Consider the following 17,291-nt stretch of genomic DNA (forward strand, 5'->3'; position numbering starts at 1 on the left):
AGATATAGTTCATATGATGCATTATTCAATAGAAAATATGAGAGTGATGGTTTTAGCCGGCACTTTTTTTGATAGCTTTAAAATAGATCATACCAAGCACTGAAGCCAAACACATAAGCATGAGACCAATGATGATTTTCAGAGCTGGAACCGATTCGTCGGTGGCATAACCAGCCATCAGCACGGTGATCGAGTCACTGTGAATATCTACGTCACCGCCATGTTGGGCACAGGCCCGGTTAAATACCCCGGTGATCTGAAGCTGGTCACCGTGATGCTTATAATCACCAAATACCTTAATATGTTGGGTAACGTCAAGAGGCATCCAGATACCCATGGCATTGGTACCGTCATTGATATTGACCCAAGCGTGGTCGCCCCGTTCCAGCGCTTCACCAATGGCTTCCCCGCTGACGGTGACGCTTTGACCGTCCATAGCTTCGGCATTTTCCACCAGCTGATTCAGTTCGATCACATCAGCGGCCAATACGCTTCCATTCAGGCAGAAAAGTAGACTCACCGTAAGCATAAACGTTTTTATTATTTTGTCCAACATTTTTTTATACCTCCGATGATAAAACCGATGAGGGCGAAAACGGAAAGAAATTCCAGTCGACCCAGATACATGGCAATAATATAGTAGATTTTCATTACTGTTGGCATACCCGGGGTGGTTATGCCGATGGATAGCCCCACATTGCCGGTAATTGAGGCCGCTTCAAAGGCGGCGCTGGCCAGTGGGTAACCATAATAGGTGCCGATCAGCGTTCCGATGGCAAAGGTGATCAGATAACAAATGATGATCAGGGCCGATGCCTTGACCAGGCCATCCGAAAGAATCTGATCCTTGATGTGGTGAAAACGAAAGACTTTGACATTGCGTTCTGAAGCCAACAGGCGTTTCACATCAGCAAGGATGCTGTTAAAGATGATGCCGACCCGCAGCCCTTTAAAACCGCCGGCGGTAGAACAGGCCGACCCGCCAATCAGCATCACAATAACGAGTATCAGGATCCCGAAGTCACCCCATTCCAGGGCAAATTGGCGGGCATAAACCGAACCAAATCCGGTGGTGGTATGAGCGGACAAGACATTATAAACGACCCGCCGAAACATCGTGATGGCATCATTATAAATGCCGGTTCGTGCCAGCCACATGACGGCCAGGATGCTGGCCAAAAACGAGCTGATAAAAAAGCTCTGGGTTTCGATGTTTTTGAGCAATTCTTTTTTATTGCCAGAAAGAATGGCGTGGTGCAGGCCGAAATTCAATGAGCCCAGGATAAAAAAGATGATCGTCAGATTTTCATAAGAAAAGCTATGGTAATACATCATGTTCTGGGTATAGGGGGCAAAACCGCCGGTGCTCCAGGAGGATGCAAAAATAAACAGTCCATTAAAAAATGCCGACAGGGGGTTCAGTCCGATAGTCATGCCGTCAATCCACAAGGCCGCCGTTCCGATCAACAGATAAACCATGCTGATTTTCCAGATGATCCGAGCCGTTCCCTTGACATTGGGAACCAGGTCGATATCTTTGGCTTCCCCGACATAAAAGATGTAGGCACCGCTGGTTTCTTTTAATAAAAAGGTCAACGCCAGGACAATCATCCCCTGACCGCCAATAAAGGTGAGCATATGACGCCATAGATTTAAACTGAGCGAGATATGATCCAGATCCTGGGTCAAAACCATGCCCGTGGTAGTAAAACCGCTCATGACATCAAAACAGGCATCCAGAATTGAATTGACATGCCCACTGAGCAAATAGGGAATAGCACACAAAAACATCAAAATAATCCAGGAAAGTGATGCCACCACAAAACCGTGTTTCCACTGGACAAAGCTTTTGTTGTGGCGGGTCTGTTTTCCGATTATAATCAGGAGCAGGCCCAGAATAACCGAAATCGCCATAGTGATGATAAAATCCCAAAAGGGATTCCATTCCTGAAGACCCACTGCTGTCAAAATGGGGAGAACCATCAACAGGGCGATGCCCAGAACAACGAAACCGGTATAGTAACTGATGATAAAGATACTGTAAAAACGTCCATTAAAAGTATTCATGGCAGTTCAGTTCAGATCAACACAAGGGTCAGAATAAAAAACAGCAGCACATAGGCCGATACCGACAGCAGTTCCATCATCAGCCCCAGTAGTTCATTTTTTCGTGATTCCATTTGATTTCCTCCCCGTTATCGCAGTTTTTTTAATTTTGCTAAAGCCACCTTATTGGTAATCACCAACACTCTGTCATTTTCAAGAAAATGCGTATCGCCGCGGGGATAAATGACCTGTTCATCCCTGAGGATCGAAGTGATGACGCATTCCGTCGGTAAATCCATGTCCTGAATAAATTGATTAGACCAGCGGTCATCGGCATGGATGATGATTTCGACGAGAATCATAGCACCGCGCTCAAAGGTGTGGATCAGTTTAAAATTATCCCTGTCGAATTCATATTCGATAAGATTGGCAATCACCTCGGTGCTGCAAACTGTCTTATCCACCCCCAGGGCCTTGAACATGGCAATGTTCTTGGGATTATTGATCCGGGCGATGGTTTTACTGATGTTAAAACTGACCTTGGCAATTTCGCAGATCACCAGATTTTCTTCATCGGTTCCAGTGACAGCGGCAATGATCTCGGCCTCCTGGATGCCAGCGTCTTTTAAAACTTCCAGATCGGTACCGTCGCCGCAAATGATCTCAATGTCGATATCTTCAGCGATTTTTTGGCAAATCGTACTGTTTCTTTCAATTAAGACGACGTGATAGTCTCTTTTTTTTAGGGTCTGGACCAGATAATAGCCGACCTTTCCGCCCCCGATAATGATTGATTTCATCGTGATATCTCCTTAGCCAGTGAGGTAATAATTTTTTCTTTATCTTTTTTGAGGATGGTGCAGATAATTTTTGCACCATAGGGAACCAGCTCATCTTTTTCAGGAAAAATAAAGCGACTAGCTACCATTAAGCCAGACACGATACAGTTATATTTTTCTTCGATGCTTTTTACCGTACAAGGCTTATGTTTTTTTACAATCAGTTCAATAATTTCAGTGTCCGGTTGAATAACCGCCAGCACTTGTACATTTTTTTCAGAGATCTTCTGTTTAAGGATCTCCACCCCCAACTGGGTGGGACAAATGGTTTCAATACCCAGCATGTCATAAATATGTTTTCGGCTGGGATCCCCGACCCGGGCGATGATTCGGGGCACATTATAGATTTTTTTAGCGATCAAAGCGACGGTAATGTTAATGTTGTCATCGGCGGTTACCGCTATAACGAAATCGGCCTGTTTGATGCCAGCTTCTTGCAAGCGATCGTTGTCATATTCAACGCCTCTTAATTTGGAACCATTAAAACCACTCCCTAAAACATTCAATTTTTCGCTGTCGTGGTCGATGACCGAAACGTCGTGTCCAGTGATGGATAACTCTTTGGCCAAGGTACTGCCGAGCTTGCCGCAGCCAATAATAATGATATACATAGTTTTCTCCTAATATGAAGCCAAGATGATGGATAAATGAAATAGTTTTTTTACCCTACTGAAAAATTATCATAGATCCTATAAAGTTTGTATAAAGATGTGAAGGGCTTATATAAATTTAATATTAATGGTTAAGCGTTGAAAGATTTACAGCCCTTCGTTATAATGAGGTAAACTAGGAGTTATTTTGAGAGAGGGATGGAAAAATGAAGATAACAGTAATCAATGGCTCCATGCGTCATGGCAGCACCTGGCATTGTAAAGAGTTGCTAGTTCAGAATATTTCAAAAAAGATAAATACTGAGATAACGGAGTTTTATCTGCCCAACGATATGTCCAAGTTTTGCAGCGGTTGTTTTTCCTGCTTCTTGAAGGGGGAAGACACCTGCCCCCACGCCGATCAGATCCAGCCCATTGTCACCGCCTTGGAAGATGCCGATCTGTTGATTCTGACCTCTTCGGTTTACGGGTTGGATGTAAGCGGTCAGTTAAAAGCACTGCTGGATCATCTGTGCTATATGTGGCTTAGCCACCGCCCCAATCCAAAAATGTTTAATACGGTGGGGATCAGTTTTGCCACCACGGCCGGAGCAGGATTATCCCACACCACCAAAACGATGCAGAACAGTCTGAAATTCTGGGGGGTAAAAAAACGATTTGCCAGTAAGCAGGCAGTGGCCGCCATGAAATGGAGTGAGATATCCGACAAAAAGCGCAGTCAAATTGAAAAAGATATGGCCCAGTTGGCAAAAAAAGCCACCACAGCGGTGGCTAATATCGAACACAGCGCAGCGCCTTTGTTTCGAAAAATCATGTTTGTGATGATGAAGAATATGATGAAAAAGAATGACTGGAATCTCACCGATCGTAATCATTGGGAAGCTCAGGGCTGGTTAAGCGGGACGAAGCCCTTCTAATATCAGACGACCTCAATGGTGGTGGCCATACTGAGAATTTCAGCCAACCGCGCACGGGGCAGCGTCCTTAGATAGGCATCCAGATTTTGCTGCATCCGGATTTCGGAAGCGGAAAAATCAATGGCATCAATGGCCGGATGAAGGGGATGACGTTTGGTCAGCACCGCCAACTCAATGTCCTCCAGCAGCCCAAAAATCATGGTTGCTTCGGTAGACTCCAATTCGCCAGCGATCAGCAGGTCTTCCATATCGGCCAGGGTTTTTATCTGTTCTTTAATGATTGCCAGCTTATCCTCGAAAAAACGGCAGGACAAAAATTCCGTAATCATGTCCCGATAAGCGTTGTCATCCATTTTAATGCCCATATTATAATGGATAATCGGTTTGATGTTAGGATTATACCGGGGCACAAAAACCTTGTTAAGAGAGTGGATGGTCAGTCCCTGAAAAACGGTGGGGGTGATTTTCGTGAGGCTGGTTAGCAGGTACTTTTTCAGAGACCGATTGGTTAATTTCAAATCGGTAACAAGCTCCCGGACCGCTGTTTCCAACTGCGTTTGGAGCTCAGCCTGACTGTGATTTTTTAATTTTTTATCCAGCGCATTGAGATCGGCCGGGCTGAAATCCAGCCGGTCTGGGGGTGCGCTCAATAACTGACAACCCAGCGCATTTTGCAAAACCTGGGCACAGATGTTATCGAGGAGATATTTGTAGGACGGATCATAACCACTCATCACTTCATGGATAGTATCGGCATCAAAATAGGAACAAAACAAATTTTCATAATACAGGTTTTCCAGATACTTGATGACGAACTCAACCCCGGCCAGATCTGTGACCGGATGGATCAGTTGATAGTCGATGTCACTGGGGATTTCATGGGCATGAAAATTGATTTCATAGCTTTCAAAAAAGGGCTTAAAACCCTGGTCAATGGTGATATTGTAGGCTTGATTGGCGGTTTTTAGCTTGCTTTTGCAAACCCGGTTATAAAAATAATGGGCCACATTTATTTTTCGCTTCAGTACCGCTAAACCATATTCATAGAGTTTTTCAAGTGGTTCATTTTGGATATGAAAGATGGCGGTATCTAGATCGGGCAGTGATTTAAGGTAGATCCCGATGGTAAAGAGGTTGGAAGCCATAATTCCCTGGGCGATTTCAACCCGGATCGAGCTGCTTTGGCCCCGGGTAAACCGCTCAGTACTGTCGGCCAGCAGCTTCAGACACTCCAGTTGAATACGTTCGGATTCTTTAGGACTTAGGACACCCTTGACATAGGCCTCCTGAAGCAGCGACTGAAAATAAAATTCGCCACTGAGCTTTTCGCCATCGATTATAGACTGTTTTTTGATCTTATTATTCATCTTCATCCTCATCGTTCATCAATTTTTCACTATCATAAAGATCGTTATAATCAGGATCAAGTCCTAGCCGGACGTTTTTAGCCATTCGTTCCAGTTCCCGATATTTAAGTTGATCCAGAGAACCCTGACAGACTCCGTCAAAGTACTTTTTCATATAGCCAATCAGATCATCATCGCTCATTAAATCCAGGGTTTCATTCTTGAAATAATAAAAGACTTCAACCAGCTCGTTTATGATTTCTGCATAGCGATATTGGGAGATATAGGGGCTGTCGGCAAAGGTCAGAATGACTTTTTCAATAATTCCGCCGCCAAATTCGACCCGGCCAACATTTTTCAGTGAATGGGATCGAGTTTCGACCAGTTCCAGCGCCTGCTCTTCGGACAACACCAGCGCATAATCAGCCGTAATGTTATTACATAACAACACTTCCGAAACGGCCTGTTTTTCAATCAGATAACTATCAAACAGCTTCAGTTCAAACGACATAGAGGTACCTCCCTGGCATACAAAAAATAGATTAACTATTGACAAAAGTGGCGAAATATGATAAGATTAATTGTAGTCAAATATAATGCGATAATTGTATGCATATCTTAGATTTTATCACGAATAACTAAATAAATCAATGGTTTTAACACAAGACAGGCGTTGTTTAAGAGACAACGCCTGTTTTTTTGCAGCAAGCGACATTAACCGGAAAGCTGGTAATTCAGGTAAAGACAGTTGTGGCACGATCAGACGAGGGAGTTCTGATTATCGATAACCGTTGGTAAGAAATCCCGGTGGTCATTCGGATTGGAGTGGTAATTTCTTAATGGAATCTTTATCTTCTGACGGCGATTCAATATACTAAATTAATTGCAAAATAAATATAATTAAACTACAAAGAATATTTGAATTCAGGAGGAAAAGAAGATGGATAAAGTGAATACCTTTGAAGAATATAGTGTTTTAGCAAAAAAAGCGTTAAAAGAAGGTAACTATATTTTGGCAGAAGCAAAAATAAAGCAAGCCATGAATGAGAATCCCCATTCTCCAGGGGTACATAACCTGTATGGGATTCTGGAAGAACTATTAAAAGAAGATAACTTGGCCCATAAACACTATCGGGCAGCCATCGCGCTCGATCCCGCCTATGCACCAGCAATGCGGAACCTGGAAAGAATATCCACCTTTTCCGAGCGGGGAAGAAAAGCACATGTTGATTTTGGAGATACGTCGGAACAGGACGGGGAAGACTTATATATTATTGAATACGACCGGAATCATGTTGGGCATCTGCGAAAAAAAGACAGGAAGTGATCAAGATGAATGTGGTGTTGGTAATTTCAGGACTCATTGCATTGATGTTACTGATTTATCTGGCAGTGATATTATTTAAGGGGGAAGAACGATGAATCAGATAATCATCGCAGACAGCCTCTATCTGGTGACTCTGGTGGTACTTTCGATTCCTCTTGGTATTTATATTGATAAAGTGATGACCGGACAGCGGGTATTTCTGTCTGTAGTAATGCGACCCGTTGAAAATATGGTCTACCGCTTCATGGGTATCCGGGAGGAAGATGAGATGAGCCCCAAACATTATGCCCTGGCGGTGATCCTTCTTAGTAGTTTGGGACTGATCTTTGTGTTTGCATTGCAAATGCTCCAAGGAGGGCTACCCTTTAATCCGGAAAATTTGACTGCCCCGTCTTGGGATCTGGCCTTTAATACCGCCGCCAGCTTTGTATCAAACACCAATTGGCAGGCTTATTCCGGGGAGTCAAGCATGTCCTATCTGACTCAGGCATTGGCTTTGGGGGTATGGAATTTTCTGTCGGCGGCAACTGGAATCGCAGTCCTGTTTGCTCTGATCAGAGGGTTTGTCAGGACTAAAGAAACGACGATTGGTAGTTTTTGGGTCGATTTAATTCGAATCAGTTTTTATGTGCTAATTCCCTTGTCGTTGGTGTTTTCACTGGTGCTGGTATCTCAGGGAGTTGTTCAGACAATCGGTCCCTATCATGAAATTGTGGCACTGGAAACGGGTATCACCCAAAGCATCCCGTTGGGACCGGCAGCCAGTCAGATTGCGATCAAACAGTTGGGTACCAATGGCGGTGGTTTTTTTGGGATGAATTCCGCTTTTCCACTGGAGAACCCCACCGCACTCACCAACTTTTTAGAACTGTTAGCCATTTTGTTAATTCCGGCATCGCTTTGCGTGGCCTTTGGAAAAGCAGTGGGCGACAATAAACAGGGCTGGGCCATCTATCTGGTTATGACGATTCTGTTTGCCGGCGCACTGGCGGCTGTGACTGTCAGCGAAGCCACTGGGGCACCACTGATTTCAGGCATGCTGGATTCTGGTAATATGGAAGGCAAAGAAATCATTCACGGGGTTGGAACCTCGGCGTTGTGGGGAACTGCCACCACGGCGGCGTCCAATGGCTCGGTGAATGCCATGCACGACAGCTTTACTCCACTGGCCGGTTTGATTCTGATGTTTTTAATGCAAAGCGGCGAGGTTGTTTTCGGCGGCGTGGGCAGTGGTTTGTATGGAATGCTTGGTTTTGTGATCCTGACCGTTTTTATTGCCGGACTGATGGTTGGTAGGACGCCGGAATATCTGGGCAAAAAGGTTGAACCTTTTGATATGAAGATGGTCTGTTTAATTGTCCTGGTACCGCCGGTTTTCACACTGCTGGGAACCGCAGCGGCGGTGGTAATGCCCCCGGCCAGTGACTGGTTGACTAACACGGGCCCCCATGGGTTTTCAGAAATACTGTATGCCTTCAGCTCAATGGGCAATAACAATGGCAGTGCTTTTGGCGGGTTTACGGCCAACACTGTGTTTACCAATGTGCTTGGTGGATTGATCATGTTGATTGTGCGCTTCGTGCCATTGGTGGCAGTGATTTTCCTGGCTGGAAATCTGGCGAATAAGAAGCTGGTTGCCAAAACCGAGGGCACCCTGTCGACCAGTAATACCCTGTTTATCGGTTTACTGATTGCGATTGTACTGTTAATTGGGGCGCTGAGTTTTTTACCGGCACTGGCTCTGGGACCGATTGCTGATTATTTTACAGCGATAACATAAGGCTGACGGGAGTTGAATGATGTGGAAAACAATGGTTTGAAAAAAAATATTTTGATTGATGCCATCCGACAATCATTTGTTAAATTGTCACCCCGGGTGCAGTTAAAAAATCCGGTGATGTTTGTGGTTTTTGTTGGGGCGATCATGACCACCGCTCTTTATTTTTTGAGCTTTGCCCAGATTATTGATGAAGGGGCCGGTTATACCCTGGCCATTGCCTTAATTCTCTGGTTTACGGTTTTATTTGCGAATTTTGCTGAAGCCATTGCTGAAGGTCATGGCCGGGCCCAGGCTGACAGTCTGCGCCGGGCCCGCAAAGATGTGACTGCGCACAAGTTGAAATCCCCAAATGATTTGGCGGTATACAGCGAGGTTCCAGCAAGTCGCTTGGTCAAGGGCGATATTGTTTATGTCAAGTCAGGCGAGCAGATTCCCATGGATGGTGATGTGATTGAAGGGGCGGCATCAGTGGATGAAAGTGCCATTACCGGCGAATCGGCACCGGTGATCCGCGAATCCGGAGGAGATCGCAGTGCCGTCACCGGGGGCACCACGTTGTTATCAGACTGGTTGGTGATTCGGGTGACGGCAGCGGCAGGTGAAAGCTTTCTGGATAAAATGATCGCCATGGTTGAAGGGGCATCGCGAAAAAAAACCCCTAATGAAGTTGCGCTGCAGATTCTGCTGGTCGCATTGACGATTATCTTTCTGGTGGTGAGCGCCACCTTGCTGCCCTTTTCCTATTTTGCCAGTAAACAGGCTGGTATTGGCAACGGGATTTCGGTTACCAATGTCATTGCGCTGCTGGTCTGTCTGGCACCCACAACGATTGGAGCGCTGCTTTCATCCATCGGGATTGCCGGTATGAGTCGGCTTAATCAGGCCAATGTGCTGGCCATGAGCGGCAGAGCCATTGAGGCAGCTGGCGATGTGGATGTGCTATTGCTGGATAAAACCGGCACCATTACGCTGGGAAATCGTCAGGCCAGTGTCTTTATCCCAATTACCGGGGTTTCCGAAAAGGAACTGGCTGATGCAGCGCAATTGTCTTCGCTGGCTGATGAAACGGCGGAAGGGCGGAGTATTGTGGTGCTGGCCAAGGAACGGTTTGATTTGCGGGGCCGGGACATCAAAGCCCTAGGAGCCAGCTTTGTGCCATTCACCGCAAAAACCAGAATGAGTGGGATTGACTTTCAGGGTCAGCAGATTCGCAAAGGGGCGGCCTCAGCGGTTAAAGTATTTGTTTTGGCTAATGGTGGCAACTATCCCGAAGAATGCGATGTGTTGGTCAAAAAGGTCGCCAATGACGGAGGAACTCCGCTGGTGGTGGCCAGAAATAATCAGATTCTCGGCGTGATCTATCTTAAGGATATTGTCAAAAATGGGGTTAAGGAACGCTTTGAAGATTTGCGCAAAATGGGAATTAAAACGATTATGATTACTGGCGATAATCCGATGACGGCGGCGGCCATTGCCGCTGAGGCGGGGGTGGACGACTTTCTGGCTGAAGCAACTCCGGAGGCGAAACTGACTCTGATCCGGGACTATCAGGCCAAGGGACATCTGGTTGCGATGACTGGCGACGGCACCAATGATGCTCCGGCGCTGGCCCAGGCCGATGTGGCGGTGGCTATGAACACCGGAACCCAGGCGGCCAAAGAGGCTGGCAATATGGTCGATCTGGATTCCAGCCCCACCAAACTAATCGACATTGTCCGTATCGGCAAACAATTGCTGATGACCAGAGGGGCGCTGACAACCTTTAGTGTGGCCAATGATGTAGCCAAATATTTTGCCATCATTCCGGTTTTGTTTTTCAGTATTTATCCGCAATTGATGGGGCTCAACATAATGGGACTGACCAGCGCCAGAAGTGCGATTTTTTCGGCGATCATCTATAACGCCCTGATTATTGTCGCTTTGATTCCCTTGGCTTTAAAGGGGGTCAAGTATCGGGAAATGGCAGCGGGAAAGCTACTGCAGCGAAATCTGCTGATTTACGGTTTAGGCGGTTTAATGGCTCCATTTGTGGCGATCAAATTACTGGATATGGTGTTAACCGTCCTGGGTCTTAGTTGAGGTGAAAGAAAATGGAAAAAATCAAAAGTGCATCGATGGTGTCAAAATTACGGCCAGTATTGGTCAGTTTTCTGGTACTCGTTCTGATTTGTGGGGTGGTTTACCCGGTTATTGTAACAAGTATTGCACAAATGGCATTTCCAAATCAGGCAAATGGTAGTATCATTACTATAACCCAGGAAAATGGAACGACGATTGATGTGGGCTCAGCCCTGATCGGTCAGACCTTTACTAAGCCCCAATATCTGATCGGCAGACCACAGGGAACTTCGCAATTATCACCGGTCAGTGAAGACCAAAAGGCGTTGATACAGGAACGGGTGGCCTGGTGGCAGGCCCTTGATCCTGAAAATACTGCTAAGATTCCCAGTGATCTGGTAACGGCGTCGGGCAGTGGGGTCGATCCCAATATCTCCCCGGAAGCGGCAGAGTATCAGGTTGAACGGATTGCTCAGGCGCGCAATATGCCGGCAGTAGCCGTCCGTGAAATTATTGACCGCTATACAACCGGGAAACTGCTGGACCTCTGGGGAGAAGATGCAGTCAATGTCTTGAAAGTAAATCTGGCCCTGGATGGGCGCATCCAGTAAAATAATGCGATGAAGGTGGGAGAACAGATGGTGGATTTCAGTGATACCCGTCCCAATCCGGATGATATTTTAGAAGATTTGTTTATCAAAGAACAAAATAAGAAAGGGCGCTTGGAAATATTTTTCGGTTACGCAGCCGGGGTTGGAAAAACCTATGCAATGATCGATGATGCCCAAGAGCAGCTGCGTTGTGGCGTCGATGTTCTGGTCGGTTATGTGGAAGAACACACCCGCCCGGAAACCATTCAAATCATGAATGGGCTGCCGATCTTGGCACCCAAAATGGTGGAATACCGCAAGCTTCAACTAAAAGAGTTTGATCTGGATGCTGCCCTGGAACGAAAACCGGAATTGATTCTGGTCGATGAACTAGCTCATACTAATGCACCAGGAATGCGCAATAAAAAAAGATACCAGGATATTGAAGAGCTCCTCAATGCTGGAATTGATGTTTTTACAACGGTCAATGTACAACATTTGGAGAGCCTCAACGATGTGGTTCAAAAAATCACCCACGTCGGCGTCAAAGAAACCATTCCTGATTATGTTTTTAATCAGGCTGATAAGATCAGGCTGATTGATATTGAACCGGATGAATTGTTAAGGCGCTTTGAAAGTGGCAAAATCTACCGGCCGGAACGAACCCAGAAAGCACTGGATAATTTTTTCACCCGGGAAAATCTCCGGCTGCTCCGGGAAATTGCGATGCGAAAAGTCGCCAATCGGATCAGTTCTGATAATCAGAATGAGCCCCGACTATCAAAAAAAATGGCCAATATCAGGCTGATGGTCTGTATCAGTGCGTCACCCTCATCAGCCCGTTGTATTCGCTGGACTGATCGCACGGCCGAAGCCTTTCAGGCACCCTGGACAGCGGTTTATGTGGAAGATATGGATAGTGATGCGATGACCGATGGCGAAAAAAATAGGGTTCGTGATCATCTGGCTCTGGCCGAACGGCTGGGGGCTGAGATTGTCACCCTCAATGGACATGATATAGCCACAGTAATTGCCGAATACGCCAAGCTGTCTGGAATTACCAATATTGTTATTGGCAAAAGCCGAAACAAAAAATCGCTGATCAGTTATTTTAAAGCCAGCCTTGAAGAAAAACTGATTGCTATGCTGCCAAGTATTGAAATTCATATCATTCCTGGCAACCCGGGGATCAAAAAAAACGCCTTATATCAGCGTCGGCGATTGCGGATTAGCCGGAACCTGTTCTTATCCTGGCAGGATAGCGTAAAAACCCTGCTGATCATTGTGGCAGCGACCTTAATTTCGTTAATGCTTCAAGCGCTGAATATTAGTGATCAGAATATTATAATGGTTTATATTTTGTCGGTTCTGATCATTTCGCGGGTCACGGTCGGCTATCTCTATGGGGTTTTGGCCTCTTGCCTGACGGTACTGGTATTTAATTATTTTTTTACGGTCCCCTATTATACTCTGCACGCTATTCAGGAAGGGTATCCAATTACCTTTGTGATTATGCTGTTGGTCGCGCTGATTACCAGTACCCTGACGGTTCGGATCAAAACCCAGGCTCGTCTGGCAGTGGAGCGGGAACACCGCACCGAGGTGCTCTATGAGATCAATAAAAAATTGCTGGCATCCCGGGATTTTGAAGAAACAATTGGGTTGATCAATGCCTATATGGTCAAGATTTTTGGTCGGTCGGCGATTTTCTACAGTCAGGATCCAGAGGATCATGATTCCGATACTTTTTTACAATCTGAACTTGAGGACGATGCTGCTTTTCTTAAGTCAGAAAGCGAGCGGGCAGTAGCTCATTGGGTCTTTATGAATAAGAAATGTGCTGGAGCCGGAACCGATACCCTGATGGGAGCCGGGGCTTTTTATATGCCGATTATTGCTCGGAGTAAGGTGTTGGGGGTTATCGGCTTGTCTTGCGCAAACGGTGTTCTTAACCAGAACAATCGTCTGTTTTTGAGGATGATTGCTTCGCAGGTTGAGATGGCTCTGGAACGTCACTATCTTTCCAATGAGCAAAGGCGGATACTGGTTGAATCTGAAAAGGAAAAAATGCGAAGCAATTTGCTTCGGGGTATATCCCATGATCTGAGAACCCCGCTGACCGGAATTTTAGGAGCAAGCTCAGCGATTTTGGAAAGCGGTAGCATCATGGATCAGGAGACCCAGGAAACCTTAATCAATAATATTAAAGAGGATTCCCAGTGGCTGATTCGGATGGTTGAGAATTTGCTGTCGGTTACCCGAATCAATGAGGGTCCGATGAATGTGACCAAAACACCGGAGGCGGCCGAAGAAATTGTAGCTGAAGCGATCAGTCGAATTCGCAAACGATTTGCCAGCCGCAAAATTACGGTCAAGGTACCGGAGGTGTTGTTAATCGTTCCAATGGATGGTACCCTGATTGAACAGGTGATCATTAACCTGTTGGAAAATGCGATCAAGTACTCGCCAGAAGATTCGGTCATTGCGGTTGAAGTCAAAAAAACCGGCAATGAGGCGGTCTTTGAAGTAAGCGACCAGGGAAACGGTATCACTGAGCAGGATTTCCCTTATCTCTTTGAGACCTATGTACCGGATGGCAAACGAAACGCGGATTCATCACGGGGAATGGGGATAGGTTTATCCATTTGCCGTTCCATCATCAAGGCCCATCAGGGCAAAATAGATGCGGAAAACAAAGCACAGGGTGGTGCAGTTTTCCGCTTCACGTTACCATTACAGGAGATGTGAGAAAATGGAAAATAAGTCAGTCATCTTGATTGTTGAGGATGAAGCGGGGATTTCCAACTTCATTGCGGCTATATTAAAAGCAAATGATTATAAAATGATCAAGGCGGTCACAGGGAAAGAAGCGATTTCCATGACAGCATCTTATTCGCCGGATCTTATTTTACTGGATTTGGGTTTGCCGGACATCGATGGTATGGAGGTGCTAAAAACCATTCGGGAATGGTCAACGATTCCTGTTGTGGTGGTATCGGCCCGGGGACATGAACGGGAAAAAGTCGAAGCCCTGGATTTGGGAGCCGATGACTATATCACCAAACCCTTCGGCACTGCCGAGTTACTGGCAAGAATCCGCACTGGCATTCGGCACAGTCCTAAAAATCGAAGTGAAAATGCGTTAGAAAGCACCAGTCTGCGTATTGGCGAGCTGGCTATTGATTATGATAAGCGCTTGGTGACGGTGGGGGAGAAGTCAGTTCATTTGACACCGATTGAATATAAAATAATTGTACTATTGTCAAAAAATATCGGTAAAGTGTTGACCCATGACTATATCATCAAAGAAGTTTGGGGTCCCTATACCAATGAGATTCAGGCGCTGCGGGTGAATATGGCCAACATTCGCCGAAAAATCGAAGAAAATCCAGCCGAGCCCCAGTACATTGTCACCCAGGTTGGCGTCGGTTATCGGATGGTGGAAGAATTGGACGTGTAAAGAATTTAAGAATATCAGTATTGACTGCCAATTGATTGAGGTTTCAGTTTTTATTTGGCAGTTTTTGTTGTTAAAAATCGATAAATCAGTGTAATGTTTCTTGATTTTTATTAATTCTATTGACGATCATTACCTAAAAATGGCATACTAGATTTGACTGGATTCAATCAAAAATTGAAACGTAACTGTCAAAAAGTAATTAAGAATACAAGTGCTTTAAACCAATCATAATGTAAAACAGATAAACCTTACTGCGCAAGTAAAATAACCGTAAAAATCCGGGACAGACCGATTTGTATGAAACATAACGGAAACAGAGAAGATCAGTATGGCAACGTATGCATAAAATTAGAGATAACAGGAAGAGATCACCAGGGATAAACGTTGACCTGATGATTGAAGAAGGAAAAATATGAATTTAACAGTATTAAATATTGCAGTCATCCTGATTATTCTTTTTTTATTTGGTCTGGGGCTGTATTCTATTCTTAAAAAAGGCAGGAAACGAAAAAAAGAACGGGAGATACGTCGGTTTAATGAGCTGGTTCAGACCTTCATCGAGTCTGAGGAAATTCCGGTGTCCCTTAAAGATGATCAATTAAACTATATTTTTATCAATCTGGCGATGGAAGAGTTTTATGGGATCGACTCAGAAGACATTATTGGCCAGGGCGATTTCGAGATCATGGAAGAGAAGATGGCGATCAAGGAGCGAGAAACCGATAAAAAGGTGTTGGCGACCAAAACCTTTGTGACCGATGAGATGTTATGGCGGGGTAAGATTTTCAAAACCACCAAATTTCCAGTGGATCTGCTTAACGGCAAATTTGGTGTTGGTGCCTATATCCGCTCGGCATCGGAGAAGAATCGGGAAAAATATCTAAAAACATTGATGTCAATCAGTGATGGTGTGATGATTGTTGATCCCATGGGCAAAATTGAAATGCTTAATAACACAGCGGAGGAAATGACCGGATGGTTGGCCAGAGAAGCACTGGGGAAACACTATTCTCTGGTTTTCGTCCTGGAAGACGAAAATCAGACAGATCTCGTGCCGGATCATATTGCGGAAGCGTTTCGAGACAACACCATGAAAGAATTCGACACGCATGTGCTGCTGGTTTCCCGAGATGGAAGAAAATATCATCTTGAAGACAGCGTTGCCCCCATCAGTGATGAAGAGGGGCATATTGATGGTGCCATTGTTATCTTCAGAGATATTACCGAAAAGAAAGAAAAAAGAGCGGCCATTGAGTATAATAGTTTTCATGATGCCCTCACGGGTTTATATAATCGACGCTTTTTTGAAGAAGAACTGGTTCGTCTTAATACCGAAAGAAATTTGCCTCTATCAGTTATTATTGGCGATGTCGACGGGTTAAAACTGACGAATGATATTTTTGGCCATGAAGCTGGCGACGAATTGATCAAGAGGGTTTCAGAAATATTTAAAAAGGTCTGTCGGGCCGATGATATTATCGCCCGCTGGGGCGGAGACGAATTTGCCATTCTGCTGCCGCAAACCGAAAAAAAAGATGCCCAAAGGCTTTCGGATCGAATTAAAGATAATTTCAGCAAAGAAAAAATTAAGTCGATCCAGGGAAATGTGTCTCTGGGCGTCGCGACAAAATATGAGCCGGAAGAAAATATTGAAGTCATTATTGCCAGTGCTGAAGACAACATGTATATGAAAAAAACCATAAATCGGGGAAAAAAGAAGGAAGATACCTTTAATAATATTCTTGATAAGCTGTATGGTGAATTACCAGCCGAAGCTGAACATGCCCGGAGAACCAGTGAGATATGCAAAAAAATTGCCCGCAAAATGAATTTGTCTGAAGCTGAGGTTAACAAGGTATCAAAGGCCGCTTATCTTCATGATATTGGAAAAGTGGCGTTGGATAAAGAGGTCGCCAAAAAAAATGAGTATGTGATTGATGACACCTATAAAGAGATGAAAATGCATCCGGTGGTTGGCTTTCGGATTCTCAATGCCTTTGATCATACCGTCGATTTGGCCAACATTGTTTTGGGACATCATGAACGTTGGGATGGAAGCGGCTATCCTCAGGGGCTCATCGGTAAAGAAATACCCAAACTGGCCCGGATTATCGCAGTCGGAGAACGATTTGATGACATGACAGCGGAAACGGATTATCGACCAGCGATCAGCATTGATGATGCACTGGAAGAAATGAAGCGGAATGTCGGTACCCACTATGATCCGGATGTTGTTGCCGCACTGGAAAAAGTGATACGTGACGAGCATACCTATACAACGAAAATAACCCGCTAAGGGTATAAAGAGGCCTCAGCA

14 protein-coding genes are annotated in these 17,291 nt (G+C 45.2%); 8 read left to right on the forward strand and 6 right to left on the reverse strand.

Features of this window, described 5'->3' with window-relative positions; translation table 11 throughout:
- Positions 1-52: 52 nt before the first annotated feature.
- The 4 genes from Q7P33_RS00440 to Q7P33_RS00455 all read right to left on the reverse strand — a co-directional run bounded on the left by Q7P33_RS00440 (position 53) and on the right by Q7P33_RS00455 (position 3,496).
- Positions 53-556 (reverse strand): hypothetical protein, encoded by a 504-nt coding sequence (locus tag Q7P33_RS00440; RefSeq protein ID WP_303866209.1) that lies wholly within the window; start codon positions 554-556, stop codon positions 53-55.
- Entirely contained in the window at positions 541-2,067 is a 1,527-nt protein-coding gene (locus Q7P33_RS00445) for a TrkH family potassium uptake protein (RefSeq protein ID WP_303866211.1), read from the reverse strand. The genes Q7P33_RS00440 and Q7P33_RS00445 overlap by 16 nt, the downstream gene beginning before the upstream one ends.
- A gap of 128 nt (positions 2,068-2,195) precedes the next feature.
- Complete coding sequence (locus Q7P33_RS00450) at positions 2,196-2,846, reverse strand: TrkA family potassium uptake protein (protein WP_303866213.1); 651 nt, start codon at positions 2,844-2,846, stop codon at positions 2,196-2,198.
- On the reverse strand, positions 2,843-3,496 hold the full coding sequence (locus tag Q7P33_RS00455) for a TrkA family potassium uptake protein (protein ID WP_303866215.1): 654 nt from the start codon (positions 3,494-3,496) through the stop codon (positions 2,843-2,845). Before Q7P33_RS00455 ends, Q7P33_RS00450 begins: the two co-directional genes overlap by 4 nt.
- 206 nt (positions 3,497-3,702) lie before the next feature.
- Between Q7P33_RS00455 and Q7P33_RS00460 the strand changes: the two genes are divergently transcribed.
- Positions 3,703-4,413, forward strand: a complete 711-nt coding sequence (locus Q7P33_RS00460; protein WP_303866218.1) for a flavodoxin family protein — start codon at positions 3,703-3,705, stop codon at positions 4,411-4,413.
- A 2-nt stretch (positions 4,414-4,415) separates the two neighbouring features.
- On the opposite strand, the gene Q7P33_RS00465 is transcribed toward Q7P33_RS00460, so the two are convergent.
- Together Q7P33_RS00465 and Q7P33_RS00470 are read right to left on the reverse strand one after the other, a co-directional pair.
- Positions 4,416-5,780 carry a DUF6179 domain-containing protein gene (locus Q7P33_RS00465; RefSeq protein WP_303866225.1) on the reverse strand — a complete coding sequence of 455 codons (1,365 nt, stop codon included), beginning with the start codon at positions 5,778-5,780 and terminating at the stop codon, positions 4,416-4,418.
- Positions 5,773-6,270, reverse strand: coding sequence for a DUF6323 family protein (locus tag Q7P33_RS00470; RefSeq protein WP_303866228.1), 498 nt, complete (start codon positions 6,268-6,270; stop codon positions 5,773-5,775). The genes Q7P33_RS00465 and Q7P33_RS00470 overlap by 8 nt, the downstream gene beginning before the upstream one ends.
- A gap of 429 nt (positions 6,271-6,699) precedes the next feature.
- On the opposite strand from Q7P33_RS00470, the gene Q7P33_RS00475 reads away from it, so the two are divergent.
- The 7 genes from Q7P33_RS00475 to Q7P33_RS00505 all read left to right on the forward strand — a co-directional run bounded on the left by Q7P33_RS00475 (position 6,700) and on the right by Q7P33_RS00505 (position 17,270).
- Positions 6,700-7,086: a hypothetical protein gene (locus Q7P33_RS00475; RefSeq protein ID WP_303866231.1), complete on the forward strand. Its 387-nt coding sequence runs from the start codon at positions 6,700-6,702 to the stop codon at positions 7,084-7,086.
- Between the two features lie 91 nt (positions 7,087-7,177).
- Entirely contained in the window at positions 7,178-8,866 is a 1,689-nt protein-coding gene (kdpA, locus tag Q7P33_RS00480) for a potassium-transporting ATPase subunit KdpA (RefSeq protein ID WP_303866234.1), read from the forward strand.
- 12 nt (positions 8,867-8,878) lie between these two features.
- Positions 8,879-10,945: a potassium-transporting ATPase subunit KdpB gene (gene kdpB / locus Q7P33_RS00485; RefSeq protein ID WP_303866237.1), complete on the forward strand. Its 2,067-nt coding sequence runs from the start codon at positions 8,879-8,881 to the stop codon at positions 10,943-10,945.
- Between the two features lie 11 nt (positions 10,946-10,956).
- Positions 10,957-11,535 (forward strand): potassium-transporting ATPase subunit KdpC, encoded by a 579-nt coding sequence (gene kdpC, locus Q7P33_RS00490; protein ID WP_303866240.1) that lies wholly within the window; start codon positions 10,957-10,959, stop codon positions 11,533-11,535.
- A gap of 27 nt (positions 11,536-11,562) precedes the next feature.
- On the forward strand, positions 11,563-14,262 hold the full coding sequence (locus Q7P33_RS00495) for a sensor histidine kinase KdpD (RefSeq protein ID WP_303866242.1): 2,700 nt from the start codon (positions 11,563-11,565) through the stop codon (positions 14,260-14,262).
- Between the two features lie 4 nt (positions 14,263-14,266).
- Positions 14,267-14,974 (forward strand): response regulator, encoded by a 708-nt coding sequence (locus Q7P33_RS00500; RefSeq protein ID WP_303866244.1) that lies wholly within the window; start codon positions 14,267-14,269, stop codon positions 14,972-14,974.
- Between the two features lie 412 nt (positions 14,975-15,386).
- Positions 15,387-17,270, forward strand: a complete 1,884-nt coding sequence (locus Q7P33_RS00505) for an HD domain-containing phosphohydrolase (protein WP_303866249.1) — start codon at positions 15,387-15,389, stop codon at positions 17,268-17,270.
- Positions 17,271-17,291 lie beyond the last annotated feature (21 nt).

Origin of the sequence: Acetobacterium wieringae, assembly GCF_026646375.1 — a bacterium.
GTDB lineage: Bacteria > Bacillota > Clostridia > Eubacteriales > Eubacteriaceae > Acetobacterium > Acetobacterium wieringae_A.

What these genes read in the sequence shown, in the direction of transcription:
- Q7P33_RS00440 (WP_303866209.1), bottom strand. Translation starts at nt 556, where the DNA reads ATGTTGGACAAAATAATAAAAACGTTTATGCTTACGGTGAGTCTACTT.
- Q7P33_RS00445 (WP_303866211.1), bottom strand. Translation starts at nt 2,067, where the DNA reads ATGAATACTTTTAATGGACGTTTTTACAGTATCTTTATCATCAGTTAC.
- Q7P33_RS00450 (WP_303866213.1), bottom strand. Translation starts at nt 2,846, where the DNA reads ATGAAATCAATCATTATCGGGGGCGGAAAGGTCGGCTATTATCTGGTC.
- Q7P33_RS00455 (WP_303866215.1), bottom strand. Translation starts at nt 3,496, where the DNA reads ATGTATATCATTATTATTGGCTGCGGCAAGCTCGGCAGTACCTTGGCC.
- Q7P33_RS00460 (WP_303866218.1), top strand. Translation starts at nt 3,703, where the DNA reads ATGAAGATAACAGTAATCAATGGCTCCATGCGTCATGGCAGCACCTGG.
- Q7P33_RS00465 (WP_303866225.1), bottom strand. Translation starts at nt 5,780, where the DNA reads ATGAATAATAAGATCAAAAAACAGTCTATAATCGATGGCGAAAAGCTC.
- Q7P33_RS00470 (WP_303866228.1), bottom strand. Translation starts at nt 6,270, where the DNA reads ATGTCGTTTGAACTGAAGCTGTTTGATAGTTATCTGATTGAAAAACAG.
- Q7P33_RS00475 (WP_303866231.1), top strand. Translation starts at nt 6,700, where the DNA reads ATGGATAAAGTGAATACCTTTGAAGAATATAGTGTTTTAGCAAAAAAA.
- kdpA (WP_303866234.1), top strand. Translation starts at nt 7,178, where the DNA reads ATGAATCAGATAATCATCGCAGACAGCCTCTATCTGGTGACTCTGGTG.
- kdpC (WP_303866240.1), top strand. Translation starts at nt 10,957, where the DNA reads ATGGAAAAAATCAAAAGTGCATCGATGGTGTCAAAATTACGGCCAGTA.
- Q7P33_RS00495 (WP_303866242.1), top strand. Translation starts at nt 11,563, where the DNA reads ATGGTGGATTTCAGTGATACCCGTCCCAATCCGGATGATATTTTAGAA.
- Q7P33_RS00500 (WP_303866244.1), top strand. Translation starts at nt 14,267, where the DNA reads ATGGAAAATAAGTCAGTCATCTTGATTGTTGAGGATGAAGCGGGGATT.
- Q7P33_RS00505 (WP_303866249.1), top strand. Translation starts at nt 15,387, where the DNA reads ATGAATTTAACAGTATTAAATATTGCAGTCATCCTGATTATTCTTTTT.